33 protein-coding genes and 1 pseudogene are annotated in these 24,699 nt (G+C 68.1%); 29 read left to right on the top strand and 5 right to left on the bottom strand.

All coding sequences use genetic code 11. The annotated features are described in order from the left end of the window. From ASF39_RS20310 to rplQ, 29 genes and pseudogenes are all read left to right on the top strand, one after another. Nucleotides 1–101 (top strand): annotated as a pseudogene (locus tag ASF39_RS20310) (elongation factor Tu); the annotation flags it as partial. 88 nt (nt 102–189) lie between these two features. After that, complete coding sequence (rpsJ, locus tag ASF39_RS06510; RefSeq protein WP_018044230.1) at nt 190–498, top strand: 30S ribosomal protein S10; 309 nt, start codon at nt 190–192, stop codon at nt 496–498. Nucleotides 499–548: 50 nt separating this feature from the next. Then, nucleotides 549–1,292 (top strand): 50S ribosomal protein L3, encoded by a 744-nt coding sequence (gene rplC / locus ASF39_RS06505; RefSeq protein WP_055881762.1) that lies wholly within the window; start codon nt 549–551, stop codon nt 1,290–1,292. Continuing rightward, a complete protein-coding gene (gene rplD / locus ASF39_RS06500; RefSeq protein WP_055881760.1) occupies nt 1,292–1,912 on the top strand; it encodes a 50S ribosomal protein L4 in 621 nt (206 codons plus the stop codon). The genes rplC and rplD overlap by 1 nt, the downstream gene beginning before the upstream one ends. Next, nucleotides 1,909–2,205 carry a 50S ribosomal protein L23 gene (locus ASF39_RS06495; protein WP_055881749.1) on the top strand — a complete coding sequence of 99 codons (297 nt, stop codon included), beginning with the start codon at nt 1,909–1,911 and terminating at the stop codon, nt 2,203–2,205. The genes rplD and ASF39_RS06495 overlap by 4 nt, the downstream gene beginning before the upstream one ends. 26 nt (nt 2,206–2,231) lie before the next feature. Beyond that, the gene (rplB, locus tag ASF39_RS06490) at nt 2,232–3,068 is read left to right on the top strand and encodes a 50S ribosomal protein L2 (RefSeq protein ID WP_055881725.1); all 837 of its coding nucleotides are present in this window, start codon (nt 2,232–2,234) and stop codon (nt 3,066–3,068) included. 5 nt (nt 3,069–3,073) lie between these two features. Beyond that, complete coding sequence (gene rpsS / locus ASF39_RS06485) at nt 3,074–3,352, top strand: 30S ribosomal protein S19 (RefSeq protein ID WP_018044225.1); 279 nt, start codon at nt 3,074–3,076, stop codon at nt 3,350–3,352. 1 nt (nt 3,353) lies between these two features. Continuing rightward, the gene (gene rplV, locus ASF39_RS06480; RefSeq protein ID WP_055881711.1) at nt 3,354–3,740 is read left to right on the top strand and encodes a 50S ribosomal protein L22; all 387 of its coding nucleotides are present in this window, start codon (nt 3,354–3,356) and stop codon (nt 3,738–3,740) included. A gap of 10 nt (nt 3,741–3,750) precedes the next feature. After that, nucleotides 3,751–4,485 (top strand): 30S ribosomal protein S3, encoded by a 735-nt coding sequence (rpsC, locus tag ASF39_RS06475; protein ID WP_055881707.1) that lies wholly within the window; start codon nt 3,751–3,753, stop codon nt 4,483–4,485. A 39-nt stretch (nt 4,486–4,524) separates the two neighbouring features. Then, the gene (gene rplP / locus ASF39_RS06470) at nt 4,525–4,938 is read left to right on the top strand and encodes a 50S ribosomal protein L16 (protein WP_055881703.1); all 414 of its coding nucleotides are present in this window, start codon (nt 4,525–4,527) and stop codon (nt 4,936–4,938) included. A gap of 14 nt (nt 4,939–4,952) precedes the next feature. Further along, nucleotides 4,953–5,168, top strand: coding sequence for a 50S ribosomal protein L29 (gene rpmC, locus ASF39_RS06465; RefSeq protein WP_055881700.1), 216 nt, complete (start codon nt 4,953–4,955; stop codon nt 5,166–5,168). A gap of 10 nt (nt 5,169–5,178) precedes the next feature. Further along, nucleotides 5,179–5,442 carry a 30S ribosomal protein S17 gene (rpsQ, locus tag ASF39_RS06460; protein WP_056282047.1) on the top strand — a complete coding sequence of 88 codons (264 nt, stop codon included), beginning with the start codon at nt 5,179–5,181 and terminating at the stop codon, nt 5,440–5,442. A 225-nt stretch (nt 5,443–5,667) separates the two neighbouring features. After that, complete coding sequence (rplN, locus tag ASF39_RS06455; protein ID WP_055881693.1) at nt 5,668–6,036, top strand: 50S ribosomal protein L14; 369 nt, start codon at nt 5,668–5,670, stop codon at nt 6,034–6,036. Next, entirely contained in the window at nt 6,036–6,353 is a 318-nt protein-coding gene (rplX, locus tag ASF39_RS06450; RefSeq protein WP_055881688.1) for a 50S ribosomal protein L24, read from the top strand. Before rplN ends, rplX begins: the two co-directional genes overlap by 1 nt. Next, entirely contained in the window at nt 6,346–6,912 is a 567-nt protein-coding gene (gene rplE / locus ASF39_RS06445; protein ID WP_055881686.1) for a 50S ribosomal protein L5, read from the top strand. The genes rplX and rplE overlap by 8 nt, the downstream gene beginning before the upstream one ends. Before the next feature lie 40 nt (nt 6,913–6,952). Then, on the top strand, nt 6,953–7,258 hold the full coding sequence (gene rpsN, locus ASF39_RS06440) for a 30S ribosomal protein S14 (protein WP_055881681.1): 306 nt from the start codon (nt 6,953–6,955) through the stop codon (nt 7,256–7,258). 12 nt (nt 7,259–7,270) lie between these two features. Then, entirely contained in the window at nt 7,271–7,666 is a 396-nt protein-coding gene (gene rpsH, locus ASF39_RS06435) for a 30S ribosomal protein S8 (protein WP_055881679.1), read from the top strand. Between the two features lie 23 nt (nt 7,667–7,689). Beyond that, nucleotides 7,690–8,223 carry a 50S ribosomal protein L6 gene (gene rplF / locus ASF39_RS06430; protein ID WP_055881669.1) on the top strand — a complete coding sequence of 178 codons (534 nt, stop codon included), beginning with the start codon at nt 7,690–7,692 and terminating at the stop codon, nt 8,221–8,223. Between the two features lie 12 nt (nt 8,224–8,235). After that, a complete protein-coding gene (rplR, locus tag ASF39_RS06425; protein WP_055881666.1) occupies nt 8,236–8,598 on the top strand; it encodes a 50S ribosomal protein L18 in 363 nt (120 codons plus the stop codon). 96 nt (nt 8,599–8,694) lie between these two features. Beyond that, nucleotides 8,695–9,282, top strand: coding sequence for a 30S ribosomal protein S5 (gene rpsE, locus ASF39_RS06420; protein WP_055881662.1), 588 nt, complete (start codon nt 8,695–8,697; stop codon nt 9,280–9,282). A gap of 10 nt (nt 9,283–9,292) precedes the next feature. Next, the gene (gene rpmD, locus ASF39_RS06415) at nt 9,293–9,484 is read left to right on the top strand and encodes a 50S ribosomal protein L30 (protein WP_056282043.1); all 192 of its coding nucleotides are present in this window, start codon (nt 9,293–9,295) and stop codon (nt 9,482–9,484) included. 11 nt (nt 9,485–9,495) lie between these two features. Beyond that, the gene (rplO, locus tag ASF39_RS06410) at nt 9,496–10,002 is read left to right on the top strand and encodes a 50S ribosomal protein L15 (protein WP_055881657.1); all 507 of its coding nucleotides are present in this window, start codon (nt 9,496–9,498) and stop codon (nt 10,000–10,002) included. A 123-nt stretch (nt 10,003–10,125) separates the two neighbouring features. Continuing rightward, the gene (gene secY, locus ASF39_RS06405; RefSeq protein WP_056282040.1) at nt 10,126–11,463 is read left to right on the top strand and encodes a preprotein translocase subunit SecY; all 1,338 of its coding nucleotides are present in this window, start codon (nt 10,126–10,128) and stop codon (nt 11,461–11,463) included. 106 nt (nt 11,464–11,569) lie between these two features. Then, complete coding sequence (locus tag ASF39_RS06400) at nt 11,570–12,172, top strand: adenylate kinase (RefSeq protein ID WP_056282037.1); 603 nt, start codon at nt 11,570–11,572, stop codon at nt 12,170–12,172. Between the two features lie 205 nt (nt 12,173–12,377). Further along, complete coding sequence (gene rpsM / locus ASF39_RS06395; protein WP_055881814.1) at nt 12,378–12,746, top strand: 30S ribosomal protein S13; 369 nt, start codon at nt 12,378–12,380, stop codon at nt 12,744–12,746. A gap of 172 nt (nt 12,747–12,918) precedes the next feature. After that, nucleotides 12,919–13,308, top strand: coding sequence for a 30S ribosomal protein S11 (gene rpsK / locus ASF39_RS06390; RefSeq protein ID WP_055881646.1), 390 nt, complete (start codon nt 12,919–12,921; stop codon nt 13,306–13,308). A 44-nt stretch (nt 13,309–13,352) separates the two neighbouring features. Beyond that, nucleotides 13,353–14,237 carry an MBL fold metallo-hydrolase gene (locus tag ASF39_RS06385; protein ID WP_056282034.1) on the top strand — a complete coding sequence of 295 codons (885 nt, stop codon included), beginning with the start codon at nt 13,353–13,355 and terminating at the stop codon, nt 14,235–14,237. Between the two features lie 93 nt (nt 14,238–14,330). After that, nucleotides 14,331–15,386 (top strand): DNA-directed RNA polymerase subunit alpha, encoded by a 1,056-nt coding sequence (locus ASF39_RS06380; RefSeq protein ID WP_156387560.1) that lies wholly within the window; start codon nt 14,331–14,333, stop codon nt 15,384–15,386. Between the two features lie 148 nt (nt 15,387–15,534). After that, complete coding sequence (rplQ, locus tag ASF39_RS06375) at nt 15,535–15,945, top strand: 50S ribosomal protein L17 (protein ID WP_055881632.1); 411 nt, start codon at nt 15,535–15,537, stop codon at nt 15,943–15,945. Between the two features lie 91 nt (nt 15,946–16,036). Here the strand turns inward: rplQ and ASF39_RS06370 are convergent, their stop codons facing one another. The 5 genes from ASF39_RS06370 to ASF39_RS06350 are packed head-to-tail and all read right to left on the bottom strand — an operon-like array spanning nt 16,037 to nt 24,664. After that, entirely contained in the window at nt 16,037–17,905 is a 1,869-nt protein-coding gene (locus ASF39_RS06370; RefSeq protein ID WP_056282032.1) for a response regulator, read from the bottom strand. A 2-nt stretch (nt 17,906–17,907) separates the two neighbouring features. Then, a complete protein-coding gene (locus tag ASF39_RS06365; RefSeq protein ID WP_056282031.1) occupies nt 17,908–19,635 on the bottom strand; it encodes a response regulator in 1,728 nt (575 codons plus the stop codon). Next, nucleotides 19,632–20,684 carry a chemotaxis-specific protein-glutamate methyltransferase CheB gene (cheB, locus tag ASF39_RS06360; protein ID WP_056282059.1) on the bottom strand — a complete coding sequence of 351 codons (1,053 nt, stop codon included), beginning with the start codon at nt 20,682–20,684 and terminating at the stop codon, nt 19,632–19,634. The genes ASF39_RS06365 and cheB overlap by 4 nt, the downstream gene beginning before the upstream one ends. Nucleotides 20,685–20,716: 32 nt before the next feature. Continuing rightward, entirely contained in the window at nt 20,717–22,978 is a 2,262-nt protein-coding gene (locus ASF39_RS06355) for a response regulator (RefSeq protein WP_056282028.1), read from the bottom strand. A gap of 15 nt (nt 22,979–22,993) precedes the next feature. Beyond that, on the bottom strand, nt 22,994–24,664 hold the full coding sequence (locus ASF39_RS06350; protein ID WP_056282026.1) for a methyl-accepting chemotaxis protein: 1,671 nt from the start codon (nt 24,662–24,664) through the stop codon (nt 22,994–22,996). Between the last annotated feature and the right edge of the window lie 35 nt (nt 24,665–24,699).

Here is a 24,699-nt window from a genome sequence, read left to right as displayed (position 1 = left end):
CCCTGATCGTGCCGGTGGCCATGGAAGAGAAGCTGCGCTTCGCCATCCGCGAGGGCGGTCGCACCGTCGGCGCCGGCGTCGTCGCCGCCATCAACGACTAGTCTCGCTTAGCGATCACGTCTGCTGAGGAACGACCGAGGGGCGGGTCCTCGCGCCCGCCCCTTTCTCGTCCCGCCAAGGTTTCAGGTCATGAACGGTCAGAATATCCGCATCCGCCTCAAGGCGTTCGACCATCGTATCCTCGATGCGTCGACCCGAGAGATCGTCTCGACCGCCAAGCGCACCGGCGCCACCATCCGTGGCCCGATCCCGCTGCCGACGCACATCGAGAAGTTCACCGTCAACCGCTCGCCCCACATCGACAAGAAGTCGCGCGAGCAGTTCGAGATGCGCACGCACAAGCGTGTGCTCGATATCGTCGATCCGACGCCCCAGACCGTGGACGCGCTGATGAAGCTCGACCTCGCCGCCGGCGTGGACGTGGAGATCAAGCTCTAAGTCCCGCAGGGATTTAGAGCTTACCGTTTCATCGCGCGAGGGAGATACCTATGCGCTCAGGCGTCATTGCACAGAAGGTCGGGATGACCCGCGTCTTTACGGATGCAGGCGAACATATTCCCGTGACCGTGCTCAAGATCGATCAATGCCAGGTGGTCGCCCACCGCACCGTCGAGAAGAACGGCTACGTCGCCCTCCAGGTCGGCGTCGGCAAGGCCAAGGTGAAGAACGTGTCGATGGCCGAACGCGGCCGCTTCGCGATCGCCAAGGTCGAGCCCAAGCAGAAGCTCGCCGAGTTCCGCGTGTCCGAGGACGCGATGATCCCGGTCGGGGCGGAAATCACGGCCGACCACTTCATCGCCGGCCAGTTCGTCGACGTCACCGGCACCACCACCGGCAAGGGATTCGCCGGCGGTATGAAGCGCTGGAACTTCGGCGGTCTGCGTGCCACCCACGGAGTGTCCATCTCGCACCGTTCGATCGGTTCGACCGGTGGCCGTCAGGACCCGGGCAAGACCTTCAAGAACAAGAAGATGCCCGGCCACATGGGTGTCGACCGGGTGACGACGCAGAACCTGCGCGTCGTCCGTACCGACCCCGAGCGTGGACTCATCCTGGTCGAAGGTGCCGTCCCCGGCGTCGCCGGCGGCTGGATCCAGATCCGCGACGCGGTGAAGCGCAAGCTCCCCGCCGACGTGCCGCAGCCTGGCAAGTTCCGTGAGAACGGTTCCTCCGCTGCTCCCGCCACCGAAGCTCCGGCTCCCGAGGCTCCCGCTTCCGAGGAGAATGCGTGATGAAGCTCGATATCACCACTCTCGACGGCGACGGCGCCGGCTCGGTCGACCTGGACGAGACCATCTTCGGGCTCGAGCCGCGCGCCGACCTTCTTCAGCGCATGGTGCGCTGGCAGCTCGCCAAGCGCCAGGCCGGCACCCACGCCGTGAAGAACCGCTCGGACGTGAACCGGACCCGCAAGAAGCTCTACAAGCAGAAGGGCACCGGTAACGCCCGTCACGGCGCCGCCTCCGCTCCGCAGTTCCGCGGCGGTGGTCGTGCGTTCGGTCCGGTCGTCCGCAGCCATGCCCACGACCTGCCCAAGAAGGTCCGTGCGCTCGCTCTCAAGCATGCGCTCTCGGCCAAGGTGAAGGCCTCGACCCTCATCATCGTCGACGACGTGACGCTGGCCGACGGCAAGACCAAGGGTCTCGTCGAGCGGTTCGGCAAGATGGGCCTGTCGAGCGCTCTGATCATCAGCGGGGCCGAGGTCGACGTGAACTTTGGTCGGGCCGCCCGCAATATCCCGATGATCGACGTGCTCCCCGTGCAGGGCATCAACGTCTACGACATCCTGCGCCGCGACAAGCTCGTGCTGACGCGCGCCGCCGTCGATGCGCTGGAGGCGCGTTTCAAATGAGTGCCGATCCGCGTCACTACGACATCATCGTCTCGCCCGTGATCACGGAAAAGGCGACGAACCTCACCGAGCAGAACAAGGTCGTCTTCCGGGTCGCGCCGAAGGCCACCAAGCCGCAGATCAAGGAAGCGGTCGAGCGTCTGTTCGACGTCAAGGTGGTGGGCGTGAACACGCTCGTCACCAAGGGCAAGAAGAAGATCTTCCGCGGTCTGCGCGGGCAGCGTTCGGACGTGAAGAAAGCGATCGTGACCCTCGCCGAGGGTGAGACGATCGACGTCACGACCGGCCTCTGAGACAGTCGGGTTAAGGATTACCACCGATGGCCTTGAAGACATTCAAACCGGTCACGCCGAGCCTTCGCCAGCTTGTGCTCGTCGACCGCCGTGAGCTCTACAAGGGCAAGCCGGTCAAGAAGCTCACCGAGGGCAAGTCGTCGTCCGGCGGCCGCAACAACCTCGGCCGCATCACCGTCCGCTTCCGTGGCGGTGGGCACAAGCGCACCCTGCGCAACGTCGACTTCAAGCGTCGCGAGCAGATGGGCGTGTCCGCCACCGTCGAGCGGATCGAGTACGATCCCAACCGGACGGCGTTCATCGCGCTGATCACCTATCCGGACGGCGTGCAGAGCTACATCCTGGCTCCGCAGCGCCTGTCGCCCGGCGACAAGGTGATCGCGGCCGAGCAGGTCGACATCAAGCCCGGCAACGCCGGTCCGGTGGGCAACATGCCGGTGGGCACCATCGTCCACAACGTCGAGCTGAAGATCGGCAAGGGCGGTGCCATCGCGCGCTCGGCCGGCAACTACGCCCAGATCGTCGGGCGCGACCAGGGCTACGTCACCCTGCGCCTGAACTCCGGCGAACAGCGCCTGGTCCACGGCCAGTGCTTCGCCAGCGTCGGTGCGGTGTCGAACCCGGACCACATGAACATCTCGCTGGGCAAGGCGGGCCGCAATCGCTGGCTGGGCAAGCGCCCGCACGTCCGCGGTGTCGCCATGAACCCGGTCGATCACCCGCACGGCGGCGGCGAGGGACGGACCTCGGGCGGCCGCAACCCGGTCACGCCCTGGGGCGTGCCCACGAAGGGGAAGAAGACCCGGTCCAACAAGCGGACCGACGTGTTCATCCTGTCCAGCCGTCACAACCGCAAGAAGTAACCATCATGGCACGCTCGCTCTGGAAGGGGCCGTTCATCGACGGCTACCTCCTCAAGAAGGCTGAGACCGCTCGCGGATCCAGCCGCAACGAAGTCATCAAGATCTGGAGCCGCCGCTCCACGATCCTCCCGCAGTTCGTCGGGCTCACCTTCGGTGTGCACAACGGGCAGAAGCACATCCCGGTCTATGTCTCCGAGGAAATGGTCGGTCACAAGTTCGGCGAGTTCTCGCCGACCCGCACCTTCCACGGTCACGCGGCCGACAAGAAGGCGAAGAGGCGCTGAGATGGGCAAGCAAGCCACCCCCCGCGCGCTGCCGGACAACGAGGCGAAGGCCGTCGCGCGCATGCTGCGTGTCAGCCCTCAGAAGCTGAACCTCGTCGCCCAGCTGATCCGCAACAAGAAGGTCGATTCGGCGCTCGCCGACCTCGAATTCTCCCGCAAGCGGATCGCCCGCGAGGTCAAGAAGTGCCTCGAGAGCGCCATCGCCAACGCCGAGAACAACCACAATCTGGATGTCGACGACCTGGTCGTCGCCCAGGCGTTCGTCGGCAAGGCCCTCGTGCTCAAGCGCTTCCACGCTCGGGCCCGCGGCCGCGGCGCCCGCATCCTGAAGCCCTTCGCGAACCTCACCATCGTGGTGCGCGAAGTCCCGACCGCCGAAGCGGCGTGAGGAGGACCTGATGGGCCAGAAAATCAATCCGATCGGTCTGCGGCTCGGTATCAACCGGACCTGGGACTCCCGCTGGTTCGCCCAGAAGGGCGAATACGCCAAGCTGATGCACGAGGACGTCGCCATTCGTGCGTCGCTCATGAAGCAGCTCAAGCAGGCCGCGGTCTCCAAGATCGTGATCGAGCGTCCGCACCGGAAGTGCCGCGTCACCATCCACTCCGGTCGTCCGGGCGTCGTGATCGGCAAGAAGGGCGCGGACATCGAGAAGCTGCGCAAGCTCGTCGGCACCATGACCAAGGCCGACGTGACCATCAACATCGTCGAGGTGCGCAAGCCCGAGATCGATGCCACCCTGGTGGCGGACTCGATCGCGCAGCAGCTCGAGCGCCGCGTCGCCTTCCGCCGTGCCATGAAGCGGGCCGTTCAGTCGGCGATGCGTCTGGGCGCCGAGGGCATCCGTATCAACTGCTCGGGCCGCCTCGGCGGCGCTGAGATCGCGCGCCAGGAATGGTACCGCGAGGGTCGCGTGCCGCTGCATACGCTGCGCGCCGACGTCGACTACGGCACCGCGACCGCCTTCACGACCTACGGGACGTGCGGCATCAAGGTGTGGGTGTTCAAGGGAGAGATCCTCGAGCACGACCCGATGGCGCAGGACAAGCGTGCTCAGGAAGAGGGTGGCCGTTCGGGCGGACGCCGTGAGCGCGATGGCGAAGGCGGCCGCGGTCGTCGCGATCACGCCTGATCGCTACCGCCAGCCCAAGGAAGGTGTTGAGAGGCTGCCATGTTGCAACCCAAAAAGACCCGATTTCGCAAGCAGTTCAAAGGCCGCATCCACGGTGCGGCCAAGGGCGGCTTCGATCTCAACTTCGGTAGCTTCGGCCTGAAGGCCATCGAGCCGGAGCGTATCACCGCTCGCCAGATCGAAGCGGCCCGCCGCGCGATCACCCGCGAGATGAAGCGCCAGGGCCGCGTCTGGATCCGGATCTTCCCGGACGTCCCGGTTACGGCAAAGCCCACCGAGGTCCGCATGGGCTCCGGTAAGGGCGCTCCCGAGTTCTGGGCTGCCCGCGTGCATCCCGGCCGGATCATGTTCGAAGTCGACGGCGTGGCCGAGGACATCGCGAAGGAGGCCCTGCGCCTCGGCGCGGCGAAGCTCCCGATCCGCACGCGCGTCGTTCAGCGTATCGCTGACTGAGGGAGGAGGGGATCATGAAGTCGTCGCAGAGACAATCGGATCTGGCCGCCCTGTCGCCGGATCAACTGAACGACGAGCTGCTGAACCTGAAGAAGGAGCAGTTCAACCTGCGCTTCCAGGGCGCCACCGGCCAGCTCGAGAACGTCGCGCGGGTCCGTGAGGTTCGTCGCGACATCGCCCGCGTCCGCACGCTGCAGCGTCAGAAGACGCTCGGCCAAGCGCAGGCCTGAGGAGTACACCATGCCGAAGCGCGTATTGCAGGGCGTCGTCGTCAGCGACAAGGGCGAGAAGACCATCGTCGTGAAGGTGGAGCGTCGCTTCACCCATCCGGTGATGAAGAAGACCGTCCGTCGCTCCAAGAACTACCACGCCCACGACGAAGCCAACGTCGCCAAGGTCGGCCAGACCGTGTCGATCGAGGAGTGCCGTCCGTTCTCCAAGACCAAGACTTGGAAGCTCGTGGAGGCCGCACAGGCCGCCGCCGTCGAGGCTCCCGCCGCCTGAGGGCTTGCATCGAACGTCGGTTCCCTGTAGGCGACCGACCTTCGCATATGTTTTCGTGACGACGGATTCGTCCTCACTTGGCTGCGGTGACCGCGCCGGCGCTTCCTAGCGCCGATAGCGCGGTCCGACTAATGGACGGGGGCATCAGATCCCCATCAGGCGTCGTCCGCCGGACAATACCGTCCGTGTGCGGAAACCCGTCTGAAACAAGGAAAGGTCACTCTCGTGATCCAGATGCAGACGAATCTGGACGTCGCCGACAACTCTGGTGCGCGTCGCGTGATGTGCATCAAGGTACTCGGCGGGTCGAAGCGCAAATATGCCGGCGTCGGTGACATCATCGTCGTCTCGGTCAAGGAAGCGATTCCGCGCGGCCGCGTGAAGAAGGGCGACGTCATGAAGGCGGTCGTCGTCCGCACCGCCAAGGAAGTGAAGCGTGCCGACGGTTCGGTGATCCGCTTCGACAAGAACGCTGCCGTTCTGATCAACAATCAGAAGGAGCCGATCGGCACCCGTATCTTCGGACCGGTGCCGCGCGAGCTGCGGGGCCGCAATCACATGAAGATCATCTCGCTCGCTCCGGAGGTGCTGTGATGGCTGCCAAGGTCAAGAAGGGCGACAAGGTCGTCGTCCTCACCGGTCGCGACAAGGGTCGCTCCGGTGAGGTGGTTCAGGTCATGCCGAAGGACGACAAGGCTCTCGTGCGCGGGATCAACCTCGTCAAGAAGCACCAGAAGCAGACCCAGAACCAGGAAGGCGGGATCATCTCCAAGGAGGCCGCCATCCATCTCTCCAACATCGCGATCGCCGACCCCAAGGACGGTCAGCCGACGCGCGTTGGTTTCCGCATTCTCGACGACGGCCGCAAGGTCCGGTTCGCCAAGCGCTCGGGGGATCTGATCGATGGCTGAGGCAAATGTTGACGGCTACGTGCCGCGTCTGCGCAAGCACTACGACGAAGTCGTGCGCCAGAAGCTGATCGAAGAGTTTGGCTACAAGAACCCCATGCAGGTACCGACGATCGAAAAGATCGTCATCAACATGGGCGTCGGCGAGTCGACCGCCGATTCGAAGAAGGCCACCGTTGCCGCCGGGGACCTGGCGCTGATCGCCGGTCAGAAACCGGTCATCACCCGGGCCCGCAAGGCCATCGCGACCTTCAAGGTTCGCGAGGGCATGCCGATTGGCTGCAAGGTCACCCTGCGCAAGGCCCGGATGTACGAGTTCATGGATCGTCTCGTGACGATCGCGCTTCCCCGCGTCCGCGACTTCCGCGGCCTGAACCCGCGCTCCTTCGACGGTCGCGGCAACTACGCCCTGGGACTCAAGGAGCACCTCGTGTTCCCGGAGATCTCCTACGACAAGGCCGAGGCGACCTGGGGCATGGACATCGTGATCCAGACCACGGCCCAGACCGATGCTGAGGCGCGCGCGCTCCTCACGCAGTTCCGATTCCCGTTCCGGCAGTAAGAACCCCAGCGGTCCTTATACGCGGACACCGGAGACAGACATGGCAAAGAAAAGCTCGATCGAGAAGAACAACCACCGCAAGGTCCTCGTGAAGCTCTACGCGTCGAAGCGTAAGGCCCTTCTGGCCACGGCCAACAACGAGTCCCTGGAGATGGAGGAGCGCTTCGAGGCGCGCCTCAAGCTCGCGGAACTACCCCGCAATTCGTCCGCGACCCGTGTCCGCAATCGTTGCGGCATCACCGGTCGGCCCCGCGCCTTCTATCGCAAGATGGGCGTGTCGCGCATCGCGCTGCGCGAACTCGGCAACCAGGGTCTGATCCCCGGTCTCGTCAAGTCGAGCTGGTAAGGAGCACGTACCATGGTCAACGATCCCGTGGGCGATATGCTCACACGCATCCGCAATGGACAGCAGCGTCGGCGCAACGTCGTGCAGACGCCCGGCTCGCGCCTGCGCGCCAGCGTTCTCGACGTCCTCAAGTCAGAGGGCTACATCCGTGACTACGCCACCACCGATTACGGGAACGGCCGCACGGAATTCGCAATCGAGTTGAAGTATTACGACGGCCAGCCCGTCATCCGCTCGATCCAGCGTGTCTCGAAGCCCGGCCGCCGGGTCTACTCGTCGGTCGGCGAACTGCCCCGCGTCGCCGACGGTCTCGGCGTCACTATCGTGTCCACCCCGCAGGGCGTCATGGCCGACCACGAGGCGCGCGAGCGCAACGTCGGCGGCGAAGTGCTCTGCAAGGTGTTCTGATCTCGGACGAAGGAGGAAAGGCCATGTCTCGCGTAGGCAAGAAGCCCGTCCCCGTCCCGTCCGGTGTGACGGCGACGGTGAACGGTCAGACGGTGACTGTTAAGGGTGCGAAGGGCGAACTCGCGTTCGTCGTTCCCAACCTCGTGAACGTATCGTTCGAGGACGGCGCCGTCTCGGTGCAGCCCAAGGACCAGACCAAGCAGGCTCGCTCGCTGTGGGGCACCTCCCGTGCCCAGGTCGCGAACCTGGTCGAGGGCGTGTCGAAGGGCTTCGAGAAGAAGCTCGAGATCACGGGCGTCGGTTATCGCGCGGCGATGGCCGGCAAGGCGCTCAAGCTCTCGCTCGGCTACAGCCACGACATCGAGTATCAGATCCCGGCCGGCATCACGATCGTGACGCCCAAGCCGACGGAGATCGTGATCTCGGGGATCGACCGGCAAGTGGTCGGTCAGGTTGCCGCCGAGATCCGCGACTATCGCGGCCCCGAGCCCTACAAGGGCAAGGGCGTGAAGTACGCGGGCGAGTTCATCTTCCGCAAGGAAGGCAAGAAGAAGTAAGGGCCGGCGATCATGTCACGCAAAATCGATGCACTCGACCGCCGCAAGGCGCGTGTGCGCCGCGCGCTGCGGGCCGCGGCCAAGGGACGTCCGAGACTCTCGGTGTTCCGCTCCTCGAAGCAGATCTACGTTCAGGTGATCGACGACGCCGAGGGCAGGACCCTCGCCGCCGCTTCGAGCATCGACAAGGATCTGCGGACCGGTCTCAAGACCGGCGCCGATGTCGCGGCGGCCTCGGCCGTCGGCAAGCTCGTTGCCGAGCGGGCCAAGGCGGCCGGCGTCACCCAGGTGATCTTCGATCGCTCGGGCTACCTCTACCATGGCCGCGTCAAGGCGCTCGCCGAGGCGGCCCGCGAGGGCGGCCTGGAGTTCTGATAACGGCGGGAGGGACGGCATTCGCCGTCCCTCATCGAAACGATTCAAGCGAGCGGACCCCGCCGTCCGCGCCAGTGAGATGGGATCAACAACGATATGGCACGTGAACGGGAAGGCGGGGGCCGCGGCCGCCGCGACGAGCGCGAGGAGCGCGACAGCGAGTTCGTGGACAAGCTCGTCCACATCAACCGCGTCGCCAAGGTGGTGAAGGGTGGCCGTCGCTTCGGTTTCGCTGCCCTCGTCGTCGTGGGCGACCAGAAGGGTCGTGTCGGGTTCGGCCACGGCAAGGCACGTGAAGTGCCCGAGGCTATCCGCAAGGCGACGGAAGCCGCCAAGCGTGGTCTCGTCCGCGTTGCGCTCCGCGAAGGCCGGACGCTCCATCACGACGTCCAAGGCCGTCACGGCGCCGGCAAGGTGATCCTGCGCGCCGCGCCCCAGGGTACCGGCATCATCGCCGGCGGCCCGATGCGCGCCGTCTTCGAGACGTTGGGCATGCAGGACGTGGTGGCCAAATCGCTCGGCTCGTCCAACCCCTACAACCTCGTGCGCGCCACCTTCGACGCGCTGAAGAACGAGGACAGCCCGCGCGCCGTCGCGGCTCGCCGTGGCCTCAAGGTCTCGGCCCTGCAGGCCCGTCGTCGTGATGCGGACGCTTCGGACCTGTCCGAAGCGGCCGTGGCTTGAGGAGGGTCCGATGACTGGCAAGACTCTCCGCATCGAACAGATCGGCTCGCCGATCCGTCGTGAGAACGACCAGCGCGCGACGCTGATCGGGCTCAAGCTCAACAAGCTGCACCGGGTTTCCACCTTGGAGGATACCCCCTCCGTGCGAGGCATGATCCGTAAGGTTCAGCACCTCGTGCGCGTCCTCGACGACGCGGCCTGAGGGAGGGCATCATGAAGCTGAACGAAATCCACGACAACGTCGGCGCCACCAAGAACCGGATGCGCGTCGGCCGGGGCATCGGCTCCGGAAAGGGCAAGACCGCGGGTCGCGGCGTCAAGGGTCAGAAGGCCCGTACCGGCGTCTCGATCAAGGGCTTCGAGGGCGGTCAGATGCCGCTTCACCGTCGCCTGCCCAAGCGCGGCTTCAACAACCTGTACTCGACGGACCTCAACGAGGTGAACCTCGGACGCATCCAGCAGGCCGTCGATGCCGGTCGCCTCGATGCGTCCGCCACCGTGGACATGGACGCCCTCGTGGCGGCCGGCATCTGCGCCCGTGGCCGTGACGGCGTGAAGCTCCTTGGCGTCGGCGAGCTGACGGCGAAGCTCGCCTTCACCGTCACCCGCGCCTCGAAGTCCGCCATCGCTGCGGTCGAGAAGGCCGGCGGTTCGGTGACGGTCCAGTTCGCGGATCGGGTCTCCACCCGCGGCAAGGCTGCCGACGCCACTGTTGCGTAGGACGGTCGCGGACCTTAAGTCGAAGCCTGGAGCGGCGGCCCGTGCGACCTGCGCGTGGCCGCCGTTTCGCTTCGTGGTGGGTGCTTCAGGCACCTGAACGATTGGTTTTCAGGAACCGGTGACATGGCCTCAGCCGCCGAGCAGCTTGCCGCGAACCTCAATTTCGGGGCGATCGCAAAGGCCGACGAACTCAAGAAGCGCATCTGGTTCACGCTGGGTGCGCTCGTGGTGTTCCGGCTGGGCACCTACATCCCGATTCCGGGCATCGACCCCGAACAGTTCGCGCGCAACTTCCAGAGCCAGGCCGGCGGCGTGCTCGGCCTGTTCAACATGTTCTCCGGCGGTGCCGTCGAGCGCATGGCGATCTTCGCGCTCAACATCATGCCCTACATCTCGGCCTCGATCATCATCCAGCTCCTGACGTCGGTGATCCCGACCTTGGAGACGCTGAAGAAGGAAGGCGAGTCGGGCCGCAAGGTCATCAATCAGTACACCCGCTACCTCACCGTGGTGCTGGCGCTGGTGCAATCCTGGGGCATTGCCTTCGGCCTCCAGGGGTCGAGCGCGGCGACCGATCCGGGTCCGTTCTTTATCCTGTCCACCGTGGTGACCCTCACGGGCGGCACGCTGTTCCTGATGTGGATCGGCGAGCAGATCACCTCGCGCGGCATCGGTAACGGCTCCTCGCTCATCATCTTCGCCGGCATCGTCGCCCACCTGCCCACCGCGATCATCGGCGCGCTCGAGCTCAGCCGTACGGGTGCCCTGTCCACGGCCGTGATTCTCGGGGTCGGCGTCGCGGCGGCCGCGCTGGTCTACTTCATCGTGTTCATGGAGCGCGCCCAGCGCCGCCTGCTGATCAACTACCCCAAGCGTCAGGTCGGCAATAAGATGTACGAGGGCCAGACCTCGTTCCTGCCGCTCAAGCTCAACACGGCCGGCGTGATTCCGCCGATCTTCGCATCCTCGCTGCTGCTGCTGCCGGCCACCGTCGCGAGTTTCTCGGCCAACCAGAGCGGCACCGGCGTGCTGGCGACGCTCACCACCTACCTCGGCCACGGGCGGCCGCTGTACATGGTGCTCTACGCGGCGCTGATCATCTTCTTCGCCTTCTTCTACACGGCGGTGGTGTTCAATCCCGAGGAGACGGCCGACAATCTGAAGAAGCACGGCGGCTTCATCCCGGGCATCCGGCCGGGAGAGCGGACGGCGAGCTTCATCGACAAGGTCCTTACCCGGATCACGGTGATCGGCGCGCTCTACCTCACCTTCGTGTGTCTCGTGCCCGAGATCCTGGCCTCCTATGCATCGGCCAGCCTCGGCTTCGGCGGTACCTCCCTGCTCATCGTGGTGTCCGTGACGATGGACACCGTGGCGCAGATCCACGGGCACCTGATGGCTCATCAGTACGAGGGGCTGGTGAAGAAGGCGAAGTTGCGCGGCGCCACACGCCGACGCTAACGACCGTCAAAACCGCTGCCATAACCGCTGCGGCGGCGTCCGGGAGGCGTCGCCGAGGACAATCAAGAGGCCCGGCCTGCGGGTTGCTCACGAGGACACGACGCCCATGCGGATCATCCTGCTCGGACCCCCCGGAGCCGGCAAGGGAACCCAGTCGGCCCGCATCGTCGAACGGTTCGGCATTCCGCAGCTCTCCACGGGCGACATGCTCCGCGCGGCCGTCGCCGCGGGGACCCCGGTCGGATTGGAAGCCAAGTCGATCATGGAGAGCGGCGGCCTCGTCACCGATTCCATCGTCGTCGGCATCGTCGCCGATCGCGTCGAGGAGGAGGACGCCCGCGCCGGTTTCATCCTCGACGGCTTTCCGCGCACCGTCGACCAGGCTGCGGCACTCGACAGGATGCTGTCGGACAAGGGTCTGGCGTTGGATACGGTGGTCGAGTTCGTCGTGGACGAGGATGCCCTCGTCGGTCGGATCGCCAACCGGGCGGCTGAGACCGCGGCCCGCGGCGAGCCGGTCCGCAAGGACGATACGCCCGAAGTCTTCAAGACGCGCCTGGCCGCCTATCGGGCCCAGACCGCGCCGCTGTCGGCCTATTACGGCAGCCTCGGCATGCTGGAGACCATCGACGGCATGAAGCCCGTCGACGACGTCACCACCGACCTGATGGCGATCCTCGACAGTCACGCGGAGGCCGCGTCGGCCTGAGAGCCTCGCGGTAACGGGTTGACACGTCAGCCCTGCCGCGTTAACGGACCGACCTTCGTCCACACGCACCATGGGTCCGGGGTACCTCATCGAGGGGCCGCGGGCCGATTTGTCGTTATGGACGGCGTGCAGGGGCCGGCCTCCACCGGACGCACGTCTTATCATCCGGGCCGGGCTTCGCCCGATCGCCCCATGGAGAATGACCTTGGCCCGTATCGCTGGCGTTAACATTCCGACCAACAAGCGCGTCGTCATCGCGCTGCAGTACATTCACGGCATCGGCTCGAAGAAGGCCGAGGAGATCACGACGAAGGTCAACATCCCGGCCGAGCGTCGCGTCAACCAGCTCACCGACGCCGAGATCCTCCAGATCCGCGAGACCATTGACCGCGACTACCTGGTCGAGGGTGACCTGCGCCGTGAAGTCTCGATGAACATCAAGCGCCTGATGGACCTGGGCTGCTACCGCGGCCTTCGCCACCGCCGCAACCTGCCGGTCCGCGGCCAGCGCACGCACACCAATGCGCGCACCCGCAAGGGCAAGTCGAAGCCGATCGCCGGCAAGAAGAAGTAATCTTTCCCATCCGGGAGGCCTCGCTTCGGTGAGGCTTCCCGACATTGCGTCGGGCGTCCCGTTGCGGGGCTCCCGCTAGGCGGTACGGCGATCGGAGCCAGGCCGCCGAACCCGATGAAGAATCCCGAGCGCCTGGAATGACGGGCGCGCTTGAAGGACGAGAGACGAGAGCATGGCCAAGGAAGCAACCCGCGTTCGCCGCCGCGAACGCAAGAACATCGTGTCGGGCGTCGCCCATGTGAACGCTTCGTTCAACAACACGATGGTCACCATCACCGACGCTCAGGGCAACACGATCTCGTGGTCGTCCGCCGGTGCGATGGGTTTCAAGGGCTCGCGCAAGTCGACGCCCTACGCCGCCCAGGTGGCGGCCGAGGATGCGGCCCGCAAGGCCTCCGAACACGGCATGCGCACCCTCGAGGTCGAGGTTTCGGGTCCCGGCTCAGGTCGTGAGTCGGCCCTTCGCGCCCTCCAGGCCGCCGGTTTCACCGTCACCTCGATCCGCGACGTCACCGCGATCCCGCACAACGGCTGCCGCCCGCGCAAGCGTCGTCGCGTCTGAGGACGGTATCCAAAACCGCTCGAAGCCGAAAATCGAAGACGGAGATGCCCGTGGCGGGCGATGCCTCGAAGCCCCTTCCCGGCGTGTTGCGTTGGACGATCGGTGACCTCACGGTCACCGCCCTCAACGACGGATACCTGCAGGGGTCCCTCGATCTCGTCACGGGGATCGCCAAGGAGGATGCCGGCGCGCTGCAAGCGGCCGGCTTTCGCGCGAACGATCCCCGCATCACCCTCAACGCCTTCGTCGTCACCGGTGCCGGTCGTGCCCCGGTGATGATCGACACCGGCATGGGCGGGTTCGGCGGCGACACCCTCGGGCGCGTACCGGCGGCGCTGGCCGCGGCCGGTGTTCGTGCCGAGGAGGTCGAGACGATCCTCCTCACGCATCTCCATCCAGACCACGCCGGTGGTTTGATCGATGGCGACGGCGTGGCGCGTTATCCGAACGCCGAACTGGTGCTCCACGAGGCGGAAGCCGGGCATTGGCTCGACGAGGCGGCCCTCGCGCGGGCCCCGGAGGACGCCAAGTCGTATCTCGAGGCGGCGCAGAAGGCGACGTCTCCCTATGCGACGCGTCTACGGACGGTGACCGGGGGCGAGGTCGCACCCGGCATCACCGCGGTGCCGCTGCCGGGCCACACGCCGGGCCACACCGGCTACCGGATCGTCTCAGGGTCGGCGGCTCTCTTCATGTGGGCCGATATCGTCCACCTTCCGGCGATCCAGTTCAAGCGTCCCGAGGCCGGGATGACGTTCGACGTCGATGGCGACCGGGCGCGGGAGACCCGCCGGCGCATCCTCGACGAGGTCGCCTCCGAGCGCAGCCTCATCGCTGGTGCGCATCTGGAGTTCCCCGCGCTGGGCTATGTCGCCCGTGACGGCGGCGGCTACAGCTTCGTGCCGGAGCTATGGGTGGCGGCACACTGACTTATCCCGTCCGCTCTTGGCGGACGGACCAGGATTTCGAGGCCCTCCCGCGCATCGCGACGCGCGTTCGGGCATCACACGTGGTCCCGCGTCATGGGGATCGCGACAGGTAGTGCGAGAGGTAGGACCGTGGTCATTCAGAAGAACTGGCAAGAGCTCATCAAGCCGAACAAGCTCCAGGTCTCGACCGGACACGACCCCAAGCGGGTCGCCACCGTCGTCGCCGAGCCGCTCGAGCGTGGCTTCGGCACGACGCTGGGTAACTCCCTCCGCCGCGTGCTGCTGTCCTCGCTGCAGGGCGCGGCCGTGACCTCGGTCCAGATCGACGGCGTGCTCCACGAATTCTCCTCGATCCCCGGCGTGCGCGAGGACGTCACCGACATCGTTCTCAACATCAAGACCATCGCGATCCGCTCGCAGACCGAGGCGCCCAAGCGCCTGACCCTGCGCAAGACCGGCCCCGGCGTCGTCACCGCCGGCGACATCGGCGCGGTCGGCGACATCCAGATCCTGAACCCCGACCTCGTGATCTGCACCCTCGACGACGGTGCCGAGATCCGCATGGAGTTCACCGTCGCCACCGGCAAGGGCTACGTCCCGGCCGAGCGCAACCGCCCCGAGGATGCGCCGATCGGCCTGATCCCGGTGGACGCCCTGTTCTCGCCCGTGACCAAGGTCAGCTACCGCATCGAGACCACCCGCGAGGGCCAGGATCTCGACAAGGACAAGCTGACGATGACCATCGAGACCAACGGCGCCGTGTCGCCGGAGGATGCGCTCGCCTACGCCGCGCGCATCATCCAGGACCAGCTCCAGGTGTTCGTGAACTTCGAGGAGCCCCGCAAGGAGGAGGCGCAGCCGCTCGCGCCGCAGCTTCCCTTCAACCCGGCGCTCCTCAAGAAGGTCGACGAGCTCGAGCTCTCGGTGCGTTCGGCGAACTGCCTGAAGAACGACAACATCGTCTACATCGGCGACCTCATCCAGAAGTCCGAGGGCGAGATGCTGCGCACCCCGAACTTCGGCCGCAAGTCGCTCAACGAGATCAAGGAAGTGCTCGCCGCCATGGGCCTCCACCTTGGCATGGACATCCCCGGCTGGCCGCCGGAGAACATCGAAGACCTCGCCAAGCGCTTCGAAGAGCATTACTAGCGCGAATGGCGAAATGGCGAATGGCGAGTGGGGTAACCGAGCCCGGCTCGACCTTTTCGCCGCCTTCCATTCGCCATTCGCCATTCGCCTTATCAAGAACGACGGCCGTACCGTGGCACGGCGGCCGCTATAATCAGGAGAGCCAATCATGCGTCATGGATTTCGCGGTCGTCGCTTCAACCGCACCACCGAGCACCGCAAGGCGATGTTCGCCAACATGTGCGCCGCGCTGATCAAGCACGAGCAGATCATCACGACTCTGCCGAAGGCCAAGGACCTGCGTCCGGTCATCGAGAAGCTGATCACGCTGGGCAAGACCGATACGCTGCATGCCCGTCGCCTGGCGATGTCGCAGATCCGCGACGCCGACATGGTCCGCAAGCTCTTCGCGGTGGTCGGTCCCCGCTACAACACCCGTCCTGGCGGCTATTGCCGCATCATGAAGGCGGGCTTCCGCTACGGCGACAACGCCCCCCTCGCCGTGATCGAGTTCGTGGATCGCGACGTCGAGGCCCGCGGCAAGGATTCCGGCCAGGCGCCCGTCGACGAAGCCGCCTGATCGGCGTTTTCATGACCGCAACGAAAGAAAAGGGGTGGCCGGTTCGGCCACCCCTTTTTCGTTCGTCCGAGAGGATCCGCGCAAGACACGGTCAGGCCTGGGGCGCCGCGTCGACGAGGCCGGCGACGATGGCCGCGAAGTCGCTGGATTCGAACGGCTTGGCGAGAACGGGCACGCCCTCGGGGATGGTCATCGCCTCGGCATGGCCCGTCAGGATCAGGACGGGAACCGCCAGGCCGCGCCGACGGATGGCGTCGAGGAGTTCGACGCCCGTCATCCCCGGCATGGCGAGATCGGCCACCACGAGATCGAAGGTCTGCGATTCCAGGAGCACGAGCGCCGCCGCGGCGTCCTGCGCCTCGGTCTCGTGGTAGCCGAAGCCGTTCAGGAACGACGCGGTGACGTGGCGGACCTCTGCGTCGTCGTCGACCACGAGGATCCGGGCCGACCGCGGTGCCGAGATCGGCTTCGGGGCGGTCGCAGGGGCTTCCTCGGCCGCCTCCTCGGCCCGCGGCAGGACGAGGGCGACCCGCGTTCCCTGGCCGACGGTGCTCTCGATGCGCAGGTGCCCGCTCGATTGCTGGGCGAGCCCGAACACCATGGCGAGGCCGAGCCCGGTTCCCTGGCCGAGGGATTTGGTCGTGAAGAACGGCTCGCACACCCGTCCCAGCAGTTCCGGCGGTATGCCGGCGCCCGTGTCGCTCACGCTCATGACGACGTAGTCGCCATCGGGCAGGTCGGGGTCGTCGGCGATCCGCTCGCTGCGGGTGGCGATCACGATCCGGCCGCCCTCGGCCATCGCGTCCCGGGCGTTGATGCACAGGTTGAGGATGGCGAGTTCGAGCTGGTCGGGGTCGACCAGGGCGAGCGGCCGGCTCGGGTCGAGCTCCTTGCCGACGCTGACGAGGCCGCCGAGGCTGCCGCCGATCAGTTCGCCCATCCCGTCGATCAGGGCGTTGAGATCGACCGCACGCGAGCGCAGCTCGCGGGCGCGGCTGAACCCGAGCAGGCGCTTGGTGAGGGCGGCCCCACGCTGGGCCGCCTGGGTGGCGTTGCCGACGAGGCGCTGGACCCGCGGCTGGTCGACGATCTTGGGCGCCACCAGCTCGAGGCTGCCGAGGATCGCCGTCAGCAGGTTGTTGAAATCGTGGGCGATGCCGCCGGCCAGGGTGCCCAGGGCCTGCATCTTGTCGGATTGGCGCAGGCGCGCCTCGAGCATGCGCTGCTCGGTGACGTCGCGTTCGATCACGGCGAGGTGGGCGATCTGGCCCGTGCCATCGCGGATCGGCACCCGCATCACATGGCTCCAACGCTCGGCGCCGGTGGCGCCCTCGGCGGCCAGGCTCTCCGAGGGTGCCCCGCTCAGCATCGCGGCGGCGTCGGCCGCTGCCCCCTCCGACGACGCGGCGCCGGGATTGATCTCCCCCTCCGTCCGGCCGAGGCAGGCCTCGACCTCCCGCCCGAGGTGGGACGCCTTGCGGGCGTTGAGGCGCACGAAGCGCCCCTCGGCATCCTTAAAGGCGATGGCGTCCTCGGTGTGGTCGAGAAGGCCCATGAGGAGGGCGCGTTCCGTGGCGAGGTCGCGGCCCAGGCGATGGCGCTCGAAGGCGTTGCGCACGGTGTTGCGCAGCAACCCGGCGTCCCAGGGCTTGGTGACGTAGCCGGTGATGCCGCCGCGGTTGAGGGCGGCGACGACGGCGCTCAGGTCGGCGTATCCCGTGAGCAGGATGGCCTGGGCATCGTGGAGCGTGCGGGCCTGCGCCAGGAGCTGGTCGCCGGTCATGCCGGGCATCCGCTGGTCGGACAGGATGACCGCGATGTCGGGCTCGGCCCTCAGGATCGCGAGGGCCTCCTCCGGTTTCGTGGTGGTGCGGACCCGGTACTCGTCCTCGAACAGATCCTCGAGGGCGATCAGGATATCCGGCTCGTCGTCGACGGCCAGGATGGTCGCTTTGTCCATGCTCATGCCGTCTGCCGCGGTATGCCGATCACGAAGCAGGCCCCGCCCCCCGGCGCCGTTTCGACGCCGAGCGAGCCGCTATGGGCCTGGACGACGCTGTAGGCAATGGCAAGTCCGAGCCCGGTGCCGGACCCGACGGGTTTGGTCGTATAGAACGGCTCGAAGATCTTTTCGCGCAACGTCTCGGGGATTCCCGTCCCGGTATCGCTAATGCGGATCCAGTCGGTCTCGTCGGTACTGTGGGTGACGATGGAAATGGTGCCTCCGCCGGGCATCGCATCGGCGGCATTGCCGAGAATATTCATGACGACCTGGTTGAGCAGGGCCGGCGTGCAATGGATCTCCGGGCGGCCGGCCAGGTCGCGGGCCACCGTGATGCGGTCGCCGAGCTTGTGCTGGATCAGCGAGAGCACGGTCTCGATGGCCTCGGGGACGTTGACGCGGGTGCGCTCGCCCTCGTCGAGGCGGGAGAACTTGCGCAGGTTCAGGACGAGGTCCTGGATGCGTGTGAGGCCCATGCGCATCGAACCGACCCGGTCGCGGGCCTTGGCGAGGGCCTTGATCGCACCCGCGTCCCCTTCGGGCGCCGGCACTTCGCTGAGCAGCCGCTCCACGGTGCCCTGGTGGGCGAGGATGAAGGCCAGGGGATTGTTGATCTCGTGGGCGATTCCGGCCACGAGTTCGCCGAGCGAGGCCATCTTGGCGGCCTGGACGAGCTTGGCCTGGGCGTCGGTGAGCTTGCGGTTGGCGGTGGCGAGGTCGCGGTTGGCCCGTTCGAGGGCACCGGCCAGGGCGGCGCGGGCCTCGGCCGCCTCCGCCTCGGCGCGGGCTCGTTCGAGGGCCTGCTCGCGCAGCCCGAACTCGCCGGCGATGCGCCGGTTGTCCTCCTCGAGGAGCTTGCGCCGGACGAGGCCGCGCACCCGCATCACCAGGATTTCGGCATCGGCCTTCGAGACGACGTCGTCGGCGCCGGCGGCGAAGGCCTGCACCAGGAAATCCTTGGCCGGGGCGCTGCCGGCGATGCCCACGAGCTGGAAGGTCGGCGTCCCGGCCTCGCGGGTCTCGCGCTCGGCGGAGCGGTGCCTGTCGATGGCCCGGCACAGGGCGAGGCCGTCGTAGGCGTGGCCCATGAGGTCGACGGTGATGCAGTCGAAGGCGGCCTCCGGGTCCGCCAGGGCCCCCAGTGCGGCCGCCTCGCCCTCCACCGCCCGGACGGCGTGGCCTTCGTGGGCGAGCAGCCCGGCGAGGAAGGTGCGGTAGGTGGCGCTGCCGTCCACCACCAGAACCCGGCCGCGGCGGAAGGCGGAAATGCCCGGGCTCTCGGCCGGTGCCTCGCCGCCACGCTCGCGCAGGAGGGCGCGGATGCGCAGGATGAGGATGTCCCGGTCGGCGGACTTGGCGACATAGGCGTCCGCGCCGCTGTCGAGGCCCTGGCGCTCGCCGTCGCGGGCACCGGTGAGCATCAGCAGAGGCAGGGTGCGGGTGCGCAGCGACAACCGCATCTGCCGGGTGAACTCGTCGCCGTTCATGCCCGGCAGGTGGTAGTCGGCCACCACGAGGTCGGGCAGGCCGGTGTTGAGGTGGTCGAGGGCCGCCTCGGCGGTGGCGCAGCGCGAAACGGAGAACCCCTGCGACTCGAGGAGCAGGCGCAGTTCGAGCGCCTGCGTCTCCGAATCCTCCACGAGAAGGATGCGCGGAGCCCGCGCGGCCGGGTCCGGAAGCGCCGTCATGCCCCGGGCTCGCTCTGGGCGAGCCGCATGAGATGGGCAGCGATGCGGTCGAGGGGCAGGATGCTGCGGGCGGCAGAGAGCCGGATGGCGGCGGCCGGCATGCCGAACACGACCGCCGTGCTTTCGTCCTCGGCCACCGTGGCGGCCCCGGTGCGATACAGGTCGAGCAGGCCCAGGGCCCCGTCCTCGCCCATGCCGGTGAGCAGGAGTCCGATGCCGCGCGCACCGGCATGGCGCGCCACCGACCGGAACAGCACGGTGGCGGCGGGCCTCTGCCCCCCGACCGGTGGGGCGTCCGAGATCCGCAGGACGAAGCCCGGCCCGAGTTCGAGATGGCGGTCGCCGGGGGCGACGTAGACGTGTCCGGGTTCGGCGCGGGCCCCGTCGCGGGCGAGCGCCACCGGCAGCGCGACGACGCCGTCGAGCCAGGCCGCGAACCCCTCCATGAAGGCGGGACCCATGTGCTGCACCAGCAGGATGGGGAGGGGGAAGTCGAGGGGCAGGGCGCCGATGACCCGCGCCAGCGCCGGCGGCCCGCCGGTGGAGGCCGCGATGGCGGCCACGGTGAAACTCTCCATCAGGCGGCGCGGCTCGACCGGCGCCGAGGGGTCCGCCGACCTGCGCCGCGACCACTCCGCGCCGATCGGCCGGCGCCGGATCACAGGGACCTCGGCCATGATGCGCAGTTGCGTGCAGATCTCGGCGGCCACCGCATCGTAGCCGGCATGCGTCGTCGCCACCGGTTTCTCGACCACGGAGAGCGCGCCGGCGCGAAGGGCGTTCATCGAGATCGAGAGGGAGGAATCCTCCACCGAATCGGCGATCACCACGATGGGCGTCGGCTGTTCGGCCATGATCCGGCGGGTGGTCTCGAGGCCGTCGATGCCGGGCAGACGGATGTCCATCGAGATGACGTCGGGACGCACCGTAGCGATCTCGGCCAGCGCCGCCTCGCCCGAGGCGACCGCCGCCACCACTTCGAGGCGCGGGTCGCGTCCGACGATGTGGGTCAGCAGCTGGCGCACGACGAGGGAATCCTCGACGATCATCACCCGCACCCGCGCCGCTGCGGTCGACAGGCTCACAGCAGTTGCCCGATCGTGTCGAGGAGCCGGCCCTGGTCGAAGCCCTGCTTGGTCAGGTAGGCGTCCGCGCCCAACGCGAGGCCGCGGGCGACGTCGTCGGGGTCACCCCGCGACGTCATGAGAACGATCGGGAGGCGCGCGAAGGCCGGCTCGGCGCGAAGGGCTTCGAGGAGACCGAAGCCGTCGAGGCGCGGCATCTCGACGTCCGCCACCACGAGGTCCACGGGCTCGATCGCCGCCCGCAGGCGGTCGAGGGCATCCTGTCCGTCGACGCAGACCACCACGCGATACCCCGCCGCTTCCAAGATGCCCTTCTCCAAGGTGCGGGTGGTGATCGAATCATCGACGACGAGGATCGTCGAACGGCGGGCGGAGGCGATTGTTCCGCGCTGCGACAGGGCGGGCGCGGCCGCGGCACGGCTTTCGGCGGCCCGTCCCACCACCTCGTCGGGGTCGAGGACCAGGACGGGCCGGCTGCCGTCGACGATCACCGTTCCCACCACCAGCCGGCGGTCGCCGGTCACCGGCGGCGCCGGCATCACCAGCAGGGTGCGGACGTCGAGGAGTCGGTCGGCCTCCAGCACGCAGCGGCGCTGGCCGTCCCGCAGGAGGACGGCGTTCATCGCACCGGGCTCCGCCGCCTGCCGCGACTGCGGGGCTCCGCCGACGAGGTCGGCGAGGTGGGCGACGGGCACCGTGAGGCCGGCCTCGTCGGCCTGCGGGGCCGCCTCGGCCGCCAGGGTCAGGACGGAGCGCCCCATCACGCTCGAAACGCTGCCGCGTTCGATGCGCAGGAGCCGCTCGATCGACCGGCTCGGCAGAGCGTAGGTGGCCGATCCGGCCTCGACGAGCAGCAGGCTGCGCCGCGCCGCCTGCAACGGCAGGCTCATGACGAGGGCGGTGCCCCAGGGATCGCGCGGCTGCAACCGCACGGTTCCGTCGAGGCGGCGCACCGTGTCGGCGACCACCGAAAGGCCGATGCCGCGTCCCGACAGGGTGTCCACCCCCGTACTCGTGGAGAAACCGGGCTCGAACACCACCGCGAGCAGGGTCTCGGGATCGGACGCGCCCGCCAGGAGGCCGCGCCGCCGGGCCGTCTCGGCGATGGCGCCGAGATCCGGCCCGCGCCCGTCGTCGACGACCGTGACCATGAGGCGCCCGCCCCGGACCGCCACGTCGAGACCGATCGCCATGGCCGGGGGCTTGCCGAGGCGGGCGCGAACCGGGGCCGGCTCCGCGCCGTGGCTCAGGGCGTTGCGCAAAGCGTGCAGCACGGGGTCCTTGAGTGCCTGGAGCATGGCCCGATCTACCGGAAGGTCGAGGCCGGTGGCGCTCACGTCGACATCGGCCCCGGCGTCGCGGGCCATGTCACGCAAGACCCGGGCAAACCCGCCGAACGCCGCCTCCGCCGGCACCAGGGCGAGGCGCTCGGTCTCGTCACGCACCCGCGAGGCCGCGGCCTCGACCGCCGAGGCCACGACGCTACGCTGCCGGGACAGGCTGGTCGCATCCCTGGCCAGCCCGAGCAGGCCGGCCTCCAGCACGCGCATCTCCGCCAGCGCCGCGTCGAGGGCCTTCGCGTCCACGGCCGCCGGCTGTCGCCCGGCCCCGTCGGCGGCGGACCGGAACCGCTCGGCCCGTCGGCCGAGTTCGAGGGCGCCGGACCGGATCCGCGCCAGGCCCTCGGCCACCGACCCTTCGCCGATCAGGGCGGTGCCGAGTTCGTGGGCGGCGCGGGTGAGGGCCTCCACCGCATCGGCGGGTACCCGCAGGACCGTGGGGCCGGATTCTCCGGCGGGCTCGGGCGCGGAAGGCAGCGGGGTTTCGGCCGCCGGCTCCGCGCGGGCCGGTGGCGGGGCCGGGCCGGCCCGATCCGTTTCGCCCGGACCGGCCAGACAACGGTCGAGGGCCGCCAGCGCATCCTGGGGAGGGGAGGGCGTCAGGCCCCGCTGCAGGTCGGCGACGCAGGCCTCGATCCGGTCGAGGGCGAGGTCCACCGCCGCATGGGCGGCCCGGTCGAGGGCGGCGGAGCCCTCGACGATCCGCTCGAACAGGGTCTCGAGGCGATGGGCCACCGCCTCCACCGCCGGCAGGTCCACCGCGCGCGACGCCCCCTTGAGGCTGTGCGCCCGGCGGAAGATGTCGTTCCAGTCCGGCGCGCGCGCCTCCGCGCCGGCGGCGAGCGCGGCGCGGATCACGTCCACGTGCTCGCGGTACTCGATGGCGAAGGCCTCGAGGAGCTGCTGTCGGATGTCCACGCCCGGCGGCCGGGCTCAGTGCCGGTAACGGTCGGCCAGGGTCATCAGCGCCTGGGCCAACTCGGTGAGGTTGGCCGAGGCCGCCTCCACCTCGCGGGTGCCCGCGGCGGTCTGCTGGCTCGCCTGACGGATGTTCTGGAGGGCGCCCATCACCTGCTCGATGCCGAGTTGCTGCTGGTTGGTCGAGGCGACGATCTGCTGGAAGGTCTGCACGTTCTCCTCGACCCGGGCGGTGATCTCCTCGATGGTGCGCTGGGTGGTGTCGGAGCGGGCCTTGCCGGCCGCCGCCCGCTTGACCGCCTCCTCCGTGAGCATCACCGAGGTGTTGATGCCGCGCTGGATCTCGGAGAGGATCGTGCGCACCTGGCCGGTGGCGGCCTTGGCCTGGTCGGCCAGCAGCTTCATCTCAGAGGCGACGATCGCGAAGCTGCGCCCGCTCTCGCCCGCCGCCGCCGCCTCGATGGCGGCGTTGAGGGCCAGGAGATGGGTGCGCTCCGAGATGTCGTTGACCGTGGTGATGATCTCGCCGATGGCCTGCGTCTTCTCGCTGAGCGAGACGATGTTGCCGGCCGCCGCCTCGGCCTGCTCGCGGATCGCGTCCATGGCCTTGACCGTGTCGGCGACCGCCCGCAGGCCGGCGCGCGAGGTCTGGGCGGTGGATTGCGCCGTGGCGATCACCTCGGTGGCGCGCTTGCCGATCTGGGCTCCCGAATGGGTGATCTCGTCCACCGTGGCGGCGGTCTCCTGGACAGCGGCGAACTGCTCCTCGACGCTGGCCGCCTGCTCCTGGGCCGAGGCCCGGATCTGGGCTGCGGCAGCGTTGAGGTCGGCGGTGGCGGCCCGGTTGGTGCGCGCCAGGTCGGCCAGCCCCGACACCATGGCGTTGAAGGTGGCGCTGAGGCGACCGAACTCGTCCCCGCCGGTGCGCGCGAGGGTGCCGGTGAGGTCGCCGCCGCCGACCCGCTCGGCGAACACCATGACCTCCTCGAGGGGCGTCACCACCCCGCGCCGGATCAACGCGGTGACCACGAGGCTGATCACGATGCAGGCGGACAGGAACAGGGCGATCGACAGGCGGCTGAGGTCGTAGATCTCGGTGGACCGGCGCTGGCCGGCGGCGATGCCCTCGTCGAGGAGGTCGCGGGTGCGCTCGACGTCGCGCAGGAGTGCCTCCTGGGAGCGGTCGAGGGCCTCGGTCCGGCCCTCCATGCCGGCGGTGTCCCTGGCGGCGATGGCGGCGAGCTGGCCTTCGCTGGCCGAACGCAGCTGGCGGAAGGCGCCGACGGTCGTCGTGGACGCCTCGGACAGCCGCTTCCAGATCGCGGCGCGCTCGGGCGACGGGGCGGTGGCGGAGTAGTCGCTCGTGGTGCGGACGAGGTCCGCGATGATGGCATCGACCTCGTCGGCGGTGCGGCGCCAGCCGTCGGTGGTCACGGTCTGGTCCGCGTCGGACCTGTTGCGCAACAGGCTGGCGATCACGGCGTTGCGGCGCAGGATGCCGAGGTCGCGGGCCTTGTTGGCCAGGTCGTCGAGCTTGCGCGCCACGGACAGGTCGCGGCTGATGATCGTGTTGGTATTGTCGCGCACGGCGCTGATCTGGGTGAGGGCGTAGGCGCCCAGAGCCACCATCACGAGGATGACGACCACGAAGCCGAGGAGGATGCGTCGTCCAATCGAGATCGTCACGCTTGCGTCCCTGCTCCTCTGACCGGATTCGCCGT

Source organism: Methylobacterium sp. Leaf108, assembly GCF_001423265.1.
Taxonomy (GTDB): Bacteria; Pseudomonadota; Alphaproteobacteria; order Rhizobiales; family Beijerinckiaceae; genus Methylobacterium.
This window is presented reverse-complemented; position numbering and strand designations above follow the sequence as displayed.